Here is an 11,733-nt window from a genome sequence, read left to right on the forward strand (position 1 = left end):
AGCTTTTTTAGAATTCACTAGTGAGCAGTTTGCGTCCACTGCGACATAACGATATTGGAGAGAAGGGATACTCCTACTCCCTATTTCAAATTCCTTTACCACATCATAAACAAAGTTGCATCCATTCCATACAAACCACCCATTATGACACGATTATCGAACTTCTTATCTGACACCGCAGCTCTCGACAGAGTCATATCTTTGTCAAGGGAAATCATATATTTGCATCTATACCATTCGGTGTCTTCTTTAGGATCCAGATATACGTACTTAGTAACGTATTTTTCCTCGACTACGGATTGATAAGCGGGGAGGAAAAGAAACCATTAGTTCTCGCACGATTCAATATATTTAAGATATGACCATGAGTATTTTCAAAAGATCTGTAGAATAGGGTGTCCTTAGCAAAAAAACACTAGAAGGCATACAGCGCCCACAGATCAGTAAGGAAGATAAGAAGGCACGAAAAGACCGGAAGAACTTTTTCGAGGAAGACGAAGCCACTGCTGTCATTGAAACGTTAGTCAAGAGCGACACGCACTGGAGACTCTACTTTCTTGGAACGATAATCGGAGGATTCAGACGCGAAGAGCTGATCGCTTTGGATGAAGACGACTGCGACTTTGTAAATAACCGGTTGCGTATCGATGAGAGCATTCACATACAGAAAATGGACAGGCAAAATAACGGATACAAAAAACGAAGCATCCGATGACTCTGTAGATATGCCACAATAGTATAGCAGTTAGCGATTCATGTTCGAGCCATGCGAAATTACGCTTTGAAGCAAAAGCACAGGGAGAATGAAAAGGCGGGGATCGGAACTTTGTTTACCCTATTACCATACATCACCATCCCAACAATGGACAATATGGTGTAAGCGGAACGAGTTCCGGAATGTATCCCTACACGGACTGCGTCATACTAATGCAACCTATTTGCTAGGTAAAGGGCGCATCCATTAAAGTGATCCAACATCGACTGCGACACTCGACATCCTAAGTGACCACAGACACGTACACTCATGTCACCAAGAAGTTGAGTCGCAAAACAACAGCACACTTCGATGTCTTAGGTCCTAAAGTTCGTCCCCAATCCGCCCCCAAAGAGGAACAATCCACTTGTTCCCTTTGAGTTAGACAATAAATTCAAACTATAAAAAAACAAAAAATCGCTTATGAATAAAGGAATTTCAGGGTTGTGTATGATGCCGAGGACGGGGCGTCTGCCTGTTCCGCCACCCCGGAGGAAATGTTCTGAAGCTTTATATGATTAGTATTTAACGCGACAAGAAATATAACATCACGCATCTCGCGAAGGTGTAATCATTTTTTAGGCGAAGGACGGCACAATCGCATCAAAGCGTATCAGCGCCGCCAAATTTATATAAAACTATTCTCATGCAAATCCCGAAAAATTTCTTCAAGAAGATTGTTTTCCATAATTTGATGGAAATCTATATTTATGAATTTATTTTCAAACTCTTCAAAATTCAAAATAGCTAAGCTGTCAGAATAAATTTTCAATCCTTTTACTACTCCGTGCCCCACGTTAAAAAAAGCCTGAATATTACCTGAAGGTGTACTTCTTTCTACAATAACATTGTATTTGGGGCTCTCTCCGTAAATCCATTTGTTATCAAAATATTTTTCCATGAGGAAAGGTGTATATGTCATTTTACTATATCCCACCGGAGCAGCAACGTTGCCGTAAACGTTCTTGAAGCTTTTTATTAACGCTTCCGTCAAGCTGGCAACAGATATGGCATTATTTAGCTCCTTCAGATTGATGACTCTACTTTTTACAGAGCTTATTCCTTTTGCTTCCAGCTTTAATTTAGACGGCTTTAATATTCTCTCCAACTGCTCCAGGTTGACCTCCACCATTAAAGTTCCATGATGAAATCCGTTTCCTTCTTCTGCGTAAAAAGCATGACCAGAAAACTTTTTCCCCTGATAAGTTAAATCGTTTCTACCAGATAACGTTACCTCTAATCCAAAGCTCTCAACGGCACCTTTAATGACCTCTAATTGCTTTTCGAGGTTTTCCTGCTCCTTTTTGAAAATAAAGGTGAAATTCAGATTCCCCAAGTCGTGATATACGGCGCCCCCGCCGGAAATCCTTCTGGCCAGACTCACTTCTTTGCTCTTTAATTGTTCGCTGTCGCATTCGGTGTATGGATTTTGATTTCTACCGATCACTACAGTCTTCTCATTTTGCCATAGATATAACGTAACTTCGTCGTGGCAAGCGTTTCTCAACAGTTCCTCTTCCAAGGCCAAATTAAAATAGGGATCATGCTCTTGGGAAAGGACAATTTTATTCATCGAAGTGGAGTGCTCCTATGCTAAAACCTAAAACAGCCTCGTGAATGGCTTCTCCCGTAGTGGGATGAGCAAATATAGTGTGTATTATTTCTTCCTCAGTGATATTGCTGTTCATCATTATTGTGAGTGTGCTTATTAGTGCAGAAGCCTCCGGCCCTATAATGGAAGCACCCACTATTTTGCCACTGGACAAATCTTTAATTAATTTGATGAAGCCCTTTTCCTCTCTCATTGTTAACGCCTTGCCGTTAGCCTGAAAAGGAAACTTGCTAATCGATATGTCCATATTTTCAAGCACAGCCTGCTCTTCTGTTAAACCTACAGATGCAATTTCTGGCGATGTAAATATTACATTGGGCACCATACCATAGTCTACATGAGAAGGCGTCCCTAAAATATGGTCCACAGCTGCTATTCCTTCATGAGAGGCAACATGCGCCAACTGAATACGATTCGTTACATCCCCGATAGCATATATATGTTCTGCAGACGTTTGGAGGTGTTCATTAACAGATATGCCTTTGCCTGTTTCATTTAAAGCAATACCCGCCTTTTCTATTTCCAGATCATCAATATTTGGCGTTCTTCCAATAGCAACCAAGACTTTTTCGCTTGTGATAAATTTTTCAGCATTGTCCATTTCAAATATAACAATCGCCTTGCCACTCTGGTCTTTTTCAATTCTTGTAACCTTAGCCCCAGTGTAGACTCCAATCCCTCTGTCCATAGCGATTTCTTTGATTTCTGCAGAGACTTCCGCATCCACCATAGTCAAAAGCCTATCACAAAACTCAATAACATTTACCTGAATTCCAAAATTGGAATAGATAAAGGCAAACTCCATGCCTATTACACCACCACCAATAATGGTGATAGAACTTATATTCTCCTTATGGTTAAGGGCCGATGTACTGTTTAGAACAAATTCATGATCTATGCCCGGCAAATTAATATTGGCAATTTTTGAACCTGTTGCGATAATGGTATCCGTCGCTTCTATGGTATACTCATCTTTTCCATTCTTGACAAGAACCTGTTTGTCATTTATAAAGGATGCGCTACCTCTGATGATTCTCACATTATTTTTTGAAAGCAAGTAGTCTATCCCTGAAACCAATGTATTCTTGATCTCATCCTTCTTATCAATTACTTTAGCCATATCAAGCTGAATATCTTTAACCGTAATGCCAAAATCTTCGGCCTTCATTATATTATGAAAGACCTCCGAGGATTTAATCAAAGCCTTGGTCGGAATACAACCTACATTAAGGCAGGTTCCACCCATAGACAATTTTTCTACAATAACCGTTTTAATCCCACGTTTAGCAGCAGAGATGGCCGACACATAACCCCCTGGCCCCGCCCCAATAATTAACAGGTCTGCTTGCAACTGCTCCTTCTTACCGTAAATCATTCCTCCAAAATAATCCAGCTTAGGCTTTTCTTTTCCTGCATTTTCAGCAGTAACTTTAAATAAACACTGGCCTAACTCAATTTCTTGTCCTTCTTCAACCAGAATCTCATTTATAACGCATTTATATTTTGAATTAAAAGGGGAATTGCCCTTTTTACTCTCCAATTGCAATAAGGACTGGCCCACCGAAACTGATTCTCCGACAGAAATGTTGATCTTTCCCACTCTTGATTTTTTTTCATGCCCAGTAAGCTGTTCAAGTTTTATATCCACATAAATTTCCCCTAGTCTGCTGTGTAGTTTTATGCACATTTACCGTATCCATTAATTTGGCAACCTCCGCCAATTGCGCAGAGATTGCCAATGAAATGACATCATTACTTGAAATCTTGTTCAAATTCATCAATAGAATCTTTAAGTAATGTGACTGAATACGCCATGCTAGGTCCACCGCCGAAGGCAACCGCAACCATAGCAGATTCAAGGATCTGCTCCCTGGTCGCTCCTGCTTCCAAGGCTTTATAAACGTGAAACACTATGCAGTACTCGCAACGATTATACGCGCCAATCGCTACACTGATCAGTTCTTTTGTTTTGGTGTCTAAGGCACCATCAGCATAATTGGTTCCCAGCAAATTCATAAATGCATTTACGCTGTCCCCATTAGTCTCAGCTAGAGTAGCTAACCCGCTTGTAAAATCATGAAGCATTTGTCTTACATCCTTCTTCAATTGAATCCCATCCTTTTCATGTGAATTGTTTCACTTATGATTTCATAATAATACTTTACACTGCAATAGTTGCTATGTAAAGTATTTACGCAAAAAAAACCCTCCTTATAATAATATCGAATGATTTAGTGGATTTTTGACAAATTATGAACCATCTTATCTAATACTGTCGTAAAAATATGCAGTTCTTCCTGGGATATGCCATTTGTTGCATCATCATGAAAATTTTGACCTATTGGAAGCAACTCAGCTCTTAGAGCTTCGCCCTCTTGCGTTAGATTAATTCTGATTATTCTTCTATCTTGAGAATCTCTGACTCTTGAGCATAATTTTTCTCTTTCCATGCGATCAAGAAGCCGGGCTATAGACGATTCATTAACATTCATTTTTTGGGATAGTTCTTTTTGGGATATTCCATCTTTTTCCCCGATAAAAAAAAGGGCCGTCCATTTCACTTTCGTAATTCCAATGTCTTTAAGTCTCCTGTTGAATTCGTCTACTATTTTTTTTGAAGCAGTATTCGTTATGAAACCAATACAATCATTCAAATTAAACATATAATGTCCCTTCCAAAATGAATTGATGTTCTAAAATGGAATTATACCATAGAAATGAGATAGGCTATCTGACATATGGCCATAATCGCCAATGCTTGTCAAATTGATTAAAGTAATTGATAAAGCGACCATAAATTCTTCAAGGCAGCTTTTCCATTTGCTTATTAAATTTTGAACCTCAGGAGAAGCAGGAGACTTATCTTTATGTTTCGCCAATTCACGAAATACATTCTCCATGTTACCAAGAACTGATTCTCTTGTTTCTATAAGTATCATAATAGAAAAAAACCTTGATTTCTCAAGGTTTTTTCGTTGGATGCCGAGGACGGGGGTCGAACCCGTACGGTACTCACGTACCGCAGGATTTTAAGTCCTGTGCGTCTGCCTGTTCCGCCACCCCGGCATATTATATGTTGTAGCTTCATACGATGTTTACGTATAACGCGACAAGAAATATAATATCATGAATATTGATAACGCGCAATCCCTTTTTGAAAAATAATTTATCCCATTAAAAATAACCCGTTCCAGCACGTGCCGACACGGGTTATTAGGCATGTCGATTATCTGCGTTCGTTACTTCTGCTTCTCATTCCGACGAGGCCCAAGAGTCCAAACAATCCGAGCCAGCCCCAGTTAGTTCCTTTGCGGGTAGTCCCAGTATTTGTAGTTGTGCTTGTTGCCCGATATCTACCGTCCGTTGTAGTGTTGGATAGTGGAGTTACCGTATTTCTGTTGTAATTATCCCGGGTGTAATTATCCCCTGTGCGGATCTTATCTCTCATAATGCTCTCATGCTGATTCATCGTTCCCGTGGTGCCGTTCATTAGATTGCCTTCCGTATTCATCATCCGAGTGTTATTAACGGTACCATCCATACCAGTATTAGCGTTGGGGATACCGCCTAAAGCTGCTGATCCGATGGTATTAGATGCATAGCTAGCTCCCATTAGACTCATTGACAGTACAGTACTGCATGCAAGGCTTGTTATCAGCTTGTTCACAGTGTTATGCCTCCCTTTATGGTTAGTTATCACTGATAACTTCCCCTTGAGTGGCACTGTCTATACATAAATTTCTCTACTCTTTTACAACATTCACTGTCTTACTCGCTGCATCATACGTAACCTTTGCTCCAAGCGCCTCAGCCAGAGCACGCACAGGTACATATGTTATGCCGGTATCAAGAACACCATCCGTAAGTTTAGTGCCGTTTAAGGTTATCGTTACTTTGACGTCTTTGTTCACCTGGTCATCCTCCCCAGTAATCCTTTTTAAAGCTTCATTGACCTGATCCGTCGTAGGACGTTTACCTGCCCGAAGTTGAGTCGTGGTTAAGCCGAAGGCCATTTGCAGATGTGAATAATCTTTAAAAGACGTCCAGTCTCCTCCCCATTCAAGCCCCAACTGTTTGGCCACCTGTACAACCTCTTGCCAGTCCGCTATTTTATCTTTATCACCATCACGATTTATATCCCAGGAAAGACTTTTTCCATCCGGCAGCAAAAGCGCAAAATCAAACGCAAGGCCATAATTGTGATAGCTGGTTCCACCCTTGGCGTTGGTAACTATAGGTCCAGGCTTACTTCTCCCCTGCGCATACAAGGCATTTTGTTCAGCAATCGACCTTAACCCCTGAGTAATAACGATAGGAACTCCTCTGGCATAGCTTTGCTGAATTAAAGCCTTCGCCCCTACTGCCAAAACAGGATGAAGCCCAACAAGCCTCGCCGCCGATTTATCCCTCACTTGATCTAAAGTCAGCATAGAATCACCCCTTGGTATAATCAATGATCCCGCTTCCCCATTTGCTTGTACTAATACCCTGTCTTGCCTCTGCATATAAAAAAAGACCCCGGTATCCCCGAGATCTAACTTGAAAAGCACCTATTCATAGCTTCTTCACCTTGGATTAATTCCACAAAAAAGGGCAAAATATAAGCGAAAGGTGGGAACACATATGGACATTCATAGCGATAGCTATAAAGTTGCTGCCCTTAGTGAGCAGGAAGAAGCACTCGAAATTATTCGAAATGCCGAAGCTTCTATTGCACATCTGACCGGCAACCCAACGGTGACCCTAATTGCTTATGAAAAAAGTGAAGTCAGCGGTTCTCAGCATTAGACGATGTAAACCTCCACGAGGTCATCCACATTGATCCACTTCCATTCCTCCGCCCACTGTAGCTTAAACTCACGCGAGTGGGTGTGAATGGAAGTCACAAAACCACGTATTGTCGTATTCTCAAAAGGATCAAACATCACAACAGTGACGCGCACATGACTCCGTAATGATAAGGCCAGTGTACATTCGATCTCCTCCAGCTTCTGCTCATCCAGGATAGGCTTTATGCGGCGCAGCGTCTCCCGTTCATCCCTAATAATTCTTACCTTGTGCTCCGGCAGCATCATGCGACTGCTTTCCCACAGTCCGTTTTTCTCCAGCTTTTTGCCCACGGTAACCCCTCCCTGATTTCTCTATACTTATTCCGCTACACACGAACGTATGTTTGTATTATATCCACACCTTCGCTGAATAATCAATAATAAGGAAAAAGATACCACTTTTAAACCTTCCTCTTTCTTAAAGTTGTATAATAGTGTATATCCATATATCAAAAAGACGCTGACAGTTGAACTGTTCAGCGTCTAACTTCCGATCTATTCTTGAACTTTCTCTGATTCAGCGGTGGACTGACCATCAGAATCGATGAGTCCTGTGGCTTCTCTTGCTTCATTAAGCTTGGAAATGCCGTATAGCATCGCGACGTCAGCGTTCTGATTCAATTCCTCGAACTTCTCAGCAGTGACCTCCGCGGAATCAGCACCTTGAGAGGCCTGTTCTTTTAGAGAATAAGCACTTTGAAAAGCAATTTTGGACTCATCAAGCAGCTTACGAATGTCTTCGGGCAAGCTAGAGGAGATTTTCACTTTCTCAGCCTGATTGGATAGGTCTGTTGCGGTCTTCTGGAATTCGTTAATCTTCTTCTCTAGCTGCCTGTCCGAAAGTTCTCCTGCTGAATAAGCAGCAATAGCTTCGTTGAACTCCGCTAAAGATGATTTTCCTAATTCATCAAGTTTAGACATTTCATTGTAGAAGTTTTGCACGGTTTCCTGCACTTCTTCTTCCGAGGCAGGTGCCGATGAAGTTGAATGATTATTGCTGCAGGCGCTAAGGATGACAGTCAGCATTAGCGTTGCTATTAGTAACACTTTTTTCATTATTTATCCCTCCACTTAACAGAATAATGTCGGTTTGTGTAAAGCGCAAATGAAATTTATGTAAAACGACTATTATGTTATAATTATTTCAATTGTAATCAGGGAAGGAGAGTATTTATGCCTTATTGCACAACCTGCGGATCAGAATATAAGCAGGGCGCTAAATTTTGTGGAGAATGCGGATCTAGCATTGACGGCACCGCTCCAGTGACCGGACGCCGTCCATCGGCAAATCAAAATGCTACTCAAGAAGTCGTTCTCTGGAAAGGCAAACCAGCCAGTATCTCTGATCGCCTCAAAGGAATCGTACGCCTAAACACGACTACGTACACCATTACAAACCAGCGCATTATGGTAAAGACCGGACTTATCGGTAAAAATGTCGAAGAGATCGAATTACTGCGTGTACGCGATTTATCCGTAGCACAATCTATCATGGACCGGATGCTTGGCATCGGTACATTAACTGTATTTTCTGATGATGCCTCAGCGCCTCAGCTTCTTTTTCGAAAAATCCATGATGCCCAAACCGTCAAAGATGTTCTGCGCAAAGCCGTTCGTGACGAGAAGATCGCCAATAACATTAGCTACCGTGAACAAATCTAAGAACCTTTCACATTAAAAAAGCCCCGAAATTCGGGGCTTTTTTTTGCTTACGCTTCGACGCTCGAGGCAGATATTCTCTTATGGAAGATAAAACGCTCCTGCTGGAATAATCCCTTTGGGTTGACTAGGACTTTCCCACTGCAATACAACCCGCGCGTCACCCTCATTCTCATAGTACTCCACTTTAATTTCATGCAGCTTGCCAGCTATCAGATTCACACTGCCTTTTCGCTCCTGTCCACTCTGATTCACCCAGCTATCAATGATCAGCCCTCCGTCAATCCACACCCGTACCCCGTCATCAGAGGAGGAGTAAATGGTATAGGTCTCACTATAGGCTGCAGTCAGTTTTCCACTCCACCGTACAGAGAAAGCGTCGACACGAATGGCTGGATCGGGTGAACCCTGTTTCCACGAAAATTGGATGTTAGCATCGGTTCGCGTCAGCGCAGGTGCGCCGCTAAGAGTCATGTTATTGTAATATTGCCCCCAGAGTCCACTCTGCAGCACACTATCTCCCTTAGTGGCTACAATTGCCGCCTCAGCAGCATACTCTTCCCGTGTGAATACAAAGCTGTCGTTCATAAAGGCTCTAATTACCGCATCGCTATTCTTCTCATAAAGAAGCTTGCCCCAGGTCATCTGATAAGACCATTTGGGCTGTGATTTAGATAGTAGTGCAGGGGACGGTAGCTCTCCATTTTCTCCAATCGCAATCACTTTTCCACGACCCAGATCCCATAGACTATCATAGTGACTCCCCTTAAAATCCCCATCATAGATATCTAGTGCCAGCACATCTACTTTGTCACCGCTTGGATAGTATTCCGCAGGCTCATCACACCCCTGATTTTTGGCGTTTGGGCTCCAGACCCACAATAAATTATGCAGCTTATGATAGCTCGTGAAGCGGTCAAACATAAGGTTCCACAGTCCCACGTAGTTGCTCTTCTTCCCCCACCAGAACCATCCGCCATTCATTTCATGATACGGCCGCCAGAGCACAGGAACACCTGCGTCATTTAGTTTTTTTAAAGAAAGAGCTATCTTATCCAGATCAGCGATCAATGCGTTGTACTGAGTGGTACCCGGAGTTAAATATTTGTCAAAATCAGCGTTGCTTATGCTCGTAGATACATTAGTCCAAGCAGGCGCTGTCCCTGGCAGCTGAGCATGATAGCTAATCGTTACGATTCCACCGGCTTTATACCAGCGAATAGCGCTGCTAACGACCCAATCCCGCTGATTGTCTATTTGTGCCGCCGTCTGATTATTGATTGCCCCCAGCTCATAGCCGTGAAGGGCGGCATATTGCCCGCTAGTATTTTTCAGTTTCCCGTTGAACTCATCCGCGCTCTCCAGATAATCATGTTGTCCACTAATCCATCCTTTGCCTTGCAGAAAATAAAGGGTATTCAACAATTTCTGGGCAGAAGATACCGTTTCTGAATCCGCCGGAGCCATTTGCAATTTACGATACGCGATTTGCCACTGAACATCGCTCACAAACCTCGATGCCGAATCAACCAAATTTCGAAGGTTGCGCTGTTCCATCCACTCTCACATCCTTTTAACTTTTTTAAGTTATAGTATGGGGACAATAGTGACATGAACTCAGCGAATGGACATGAAGTTGTAAATTAATTTAGGACAGTGTAAGGAACTGCTGAATACATTAACGGCTCAATAAAAAAAGAGCCTGGCGGCTCCTGATTATATCTCCAAATTACCTCGTATATCTCAGCGGTAGTAATTCAGAAATATCATATTTAGCTAACCGGCCGTCCTCGGATACAATAACTTTGCAGTCCTTCCCGTAATCAGCAATTAACTCACGGCACATCCCGCAGGGAGAAACTACTTTAATTTCTCTTTCCTCACTATCCGGATCAGAATGCCTTACCGCAACAATCGTATCAAATTCCTTGTAGCCTTCGGATATCGCTTTTCCAATCACCATCGCTTCTGCACAGACTGTAATCCGCCCCATGCTAGCTTCTACATGTACCGCTGTAAAGATCTCCCCCGTCTTAGTACGGAGCGCCGCCCCTACATGATGTCTTTCCCATTCATAGCGTCTAGTAATAATATCTTCAGCAGAGGCTATAAGCGTCTGATCTTCAATCGTAATCAAATACTCCATATCCAATTCCGTCCTCCTCTTATTTTTCCTAAGTATATTAAATCGCACTGCATTATGATATAAGATATACTATTTTAAGTTCCAAAAAAGGAGGAGCAGATTTGAAAATACAGAAATTACTCACCAGTCTCATCATTGTTGTGTTACTTGCTTTGGGCGGTTACTGGTATGAACAGAACGGAGATCCAGCCCCCTCGTCCACATCCGATTCAGAAGTTGTTCAGCTGATCTTCCCATCAGATCGATATCCTGAGACCGCTAAGCACATTCAGGACGCGATTGCCAAAGGGGAATCCGCCACTTGCACCATTAACCGTGAACAGGCTGAAGAGAACCGTAAAGAATCCTTAAAGGGGATCCCTACCAAAAAAGGCTACGACCGCGATGAGTGGCCCATGGCCATGTGTGATGAAGGCGGCGAAGGGGCCGACATTGAATACATAACCCCAAAAGATAACCGCGGCGCAGGAAGCTGGGTTGGCAATCAGTTAGAAGATTATACGAATGGAACCCGCGTAGAATTTATGTTCAAATAATAACTCGGCTGATAAAACTTCAAAAGAAAAGGGGCTGTCCCAAAAGCCATGAAATGGCTGCTTGGGTCAGCCCTTTTTCTAGTAGGATATACGTGGGCGCTTTGAGAGGACGCTCCGCGAACGGACCGTTGTTCCAATCGCTGTGCTCTCCAGATTTTTTTCATTCCCCTTTGCGGTGAAAATCCGGAGACCAAGGC

Annotated in this window: 14 protein-coding genes and 1 tRNA gene; 3 read left to right on the plus strand and 12 right to left on the minus strand. The window is 42.5% G+C overall.

The window, feature by feature from the left end; all coding sequences use genetic code 11:
- Nucleotides 1-1,382 precede the first annotated feature (1,382 nt).
- The 8 genes from lplA to L1028_RS07005 form a co-directional block, all read right to left on the minus strand.
- The gene (lplA, locus tag L1028_RS06970) at nucleotides 1,383-2,327 is read right to left on the minus strand and encodes a lipoate--protein ligase (protein WP_234532550.1); all 945 of its coding nucleotides are present in this window, start codon (nucleotides 2,325-2,327) and stop codon (nucleotides 1,383-1,385) included.
- Entirely contained in the window at nucleotides 2,320-4,014 is a 1,695-nt protein-coding gene (gene lpdA / locus L1028_RS06975) for a dihydrolipoyl dehydrogenase (RefSeq protein WP_234532551.1), read from the minus strand. The genes lplA and lpdA overlap by 8 nt, the downstream gene beginning before the upstream one ends.
- Nucleotides 4,015-4,118: 104 nt before the next feature.
- Complete coding sequence (locus L1028_RS06980; protein WP_060626660.1) at nucleotides 4,119-4,472, minus strand: carboxymuconolactone decarboxylase family protein; 354 nt, start codon at nucleotides 4,470-4,472, stop codon at nucleotides 4,119-4,121.
- Nucleotides 4,473-4,597: 125 nt separating this feature from the next.
- Nucleotides 4,598-5,029, minus strand: coding sequence for a MarR family winged helix-turn-helix transcriptional regulator (locus tag L1028_RS06985; RefSeq protein WP_076284734.1), 432 nt, complete (start codon nucleotides 5,027-5,029; stop codon nucleotides 4,598-4,600).
- Nucleotides 5,030-5,059: 30 nt separating this feature from the next.
- Entirely contained in the window at nucleotides 5,060-5,266 is a 207-nt protein-coding gene (locus L1028_RS06990) for a TipAS antibiotic-recognition domain-containing protein (RefSeq protein WP_234532553.1), read from the minus strand.
- An 80-nt stretch (nucleotides 5,267-5,346) separates the two neighbouring features.
- Nucleotides 5,347-5,432, minus strand: a tRNA-Leu gene (locus L1028_RS06995).
- Between the two features lie 160 nt (nucleotides 5,433-5,592).
- Nucleotides 5,593-6,033, minus strand: coding sequence for a YppG family protein (locus tag L1028_RS07000; RefSeq protein WP_234532555.1), 441 nt, complete (start codon nucleotides 6,031-6,033; stop codon nucleotides 5,593-5,595).
- 76 nt (nucleotides 6,034-6,109) lie between these two features.
- Nucleotides 6,110-6,796: a M15 family metallopeptidase gene (locus L1028_RS07005; RefSeq protein ID WP_234532556.1), complete on the minus strand. Its 687-nt coding sequence runs from the start codon at nucleotides 6,794-6,796 to the stop codon at nucleotides 6,110-6,112.
- A 193-nt stretch (nucleotides 6,797-6,989) separates the two neighbouring features.
- On the opposite strand from L1028_RS07005, the gene L1028_RS07010 reads away from it, so the two are divergent.
- Nucleotides 6,990-7,154 carry a hypothetical protein gene (locus L1028_RS07010; RefSeq protein ID WP_179085776.1) on the plus strand — a complete coding sequence of 55 codons (165 nt, stop codon included), beginning with the start codon at nucleotides 6,990-6,992 and terminating at the stop codon, nucleotides 7,152-7,154.
- Here L1028_RS07010 and L1028_RS07015 read toward each other — a convergent pair.
- Nucleotides 7,151-7,486: a YolD-like family protein gene (locus tag L1028_RS07015; RefSeq protein WP_234532557.1), complete on the minus strand. Its 336-nt coding sequence runs from the start codon at nucleotides 7,484-7,486 to the stop codon at nucleotides 7,151-7,153. The two genes, L1028_RS07010 and L1028_RS07015, sit on opposite strands and share 4 nt — an antisense overlap.
- 204 nt (nucleotides 7,487-7,690) lie before the next feature.
- Nucleotides 7,691-8,251 (minus strand): hypothetical protein, encoded by a 561-nt coding sequence (locus L1028_RS07020; protein ID WP_234532558.1) that lies wholly within the window; start codon nucleotides 8,249-8,251, stop codon nucleotides 7,691-7,693.
- A gap of 117 nt (nucleotides 8,252-8,368) precedes the next feature.
- On the opposite strand from L1028_RS07020, the gene L1028_RS07025 reads away from it, so the two are divergent.
- The gene (locus tag L1028_RS07025; protein ID WP_234532559.1) at nucleotides 8,369-8,857 is read left to right on the plus strand and encodes a PH domain-containing protein; all 489 of its coding nucleotides are present in this window, start codon (nucleotides 8,369-8,371) and stop codon (nucleotides 8,855-8,857) included.
- 78 nt (nucleotides 8,858-8,935) lie between these two features.
- Here the strand turns inward: L1028_RS07025 and L1028_RS07030 are convergent, their stop codons facing one another.
- The gene (locus tag L1028_RS07030; RefSeq protein ID WP_234532560.1) at nucleotides 8,936-10,411 is read right to left on the minus strand and encodes a glycosyl hydrolase; all 1,476 of its coding nucleotides are present in this window, start codon (nucleotides 10,409-10,411) and stop codon (nucleotides 8,936-8,938) included.
- A 172-nt stretch (nucleotides 10,412-10,583) separates the two neighbouring features.
- On the minus strand, nucleotides 10,584-11,000 hold the full coding sequence (locus tag L1028_RS07035) for a cytidine deaminase (RefSeq protein WP_060626661.1): 417 nt from the start codon (nucleotides 10,998-11,000) through the stop codon (nucleotides 10,584-10,586).
- Between the two features lie 107 nt (nucleotides 11,001-11,107).
- Here L1028_RS07035 and L1028_RS07040 point away from each other — a divergent pair, with 107 nt between their 5' ends.
- Nucleotides 11,108-11,536, plus strand: coding sequence for a NucA/NucB deoxyribonuclease domain-containing protein (locus tag L1028_RS07040; RefSeq protein WP_279306839.1), 429 nt, complete (start codon nucleotides 11,108-11,110; stop codon nucleotides 11,534-11,536).
- The last annotated feature ends 197 nt before the right edge of the window (nucleotides 11,537-11,733 follow it).

The organism is Paenibacillus pseudetheri (assembly GCF_924513355.1).
Classification (GTDB): domain Bacteria; phylum Bacillota; class Bacilli; order Paenibacillales; family Paenibacillaceae; genus Paenibacillus_AQ; species Paenibacillus_AQ pseudetheri.

Bases quoted from the DNA above. Each gene is read 5' to 3' on its own strand.
- L1028_RS07030 (WP_234532560.1), bottom strand. From the start codon at position 10,411: ATGGAACAGCGCAACCTTCGAAATTTGGTTGATTCGGCATCGAGGTTT.
- L1028_RS07005 (WP_234532556.1), bottom strand. From the start codon at position 6,796: ATGCTGACTTTAGATCAAGTGAGGGATAAATCGGCGGCGAGGCTTGTT.
- L1028_RS06985 (WP_076284734.1), bottom strand. From the start codon at position 5,029: ATGTTTAATTTGAATGATTGTATTGGTTTCATAACGAATACTGCTTCA.
- lplA (WP_234532550.1), bottom strand. From the start codon at position 2,327: ATGAATAAAATTGTCCTTTCCCAAGAGCATGATCCCTATTTTAATTTG.
- L1028_RS06990 (WP_234532553.1), bottom strand. From the start codon at position 5,266: ATGGAGAATGTATTTCGTGAATTGGCGAAACATAAAGATAAGTCTCCT.
- L1028_RS07025 (WP_234532559.1), top strand. From the start codon at position 8,369: ATGCCTTATTGCACAACCTGCGGATCAGAATATAAGCAGGGCGCTAAA.
- L1028_RS07035 (WP_060626661.1), bottom strand. From the start codon at position 11,000: ATGGAGTATTTGATTACGATTGAAGATCAGACGCTTATAGCCTCTGCT.
- L1028_RS07010 (WP_179085776.1), top strand. From the start codon at position 6,990: ATGGACATTCATAGCGATAGCTATAAAGTTGCTGCCCTTAGTGAGCAG.
- L1028_RS07020 (WP_234532558.1), bottom strand. From the start codon at position 8,251: ATGAAAAAAGTGTTACTAATAGCAACGCTAATGCTGACTGTCATCCTT.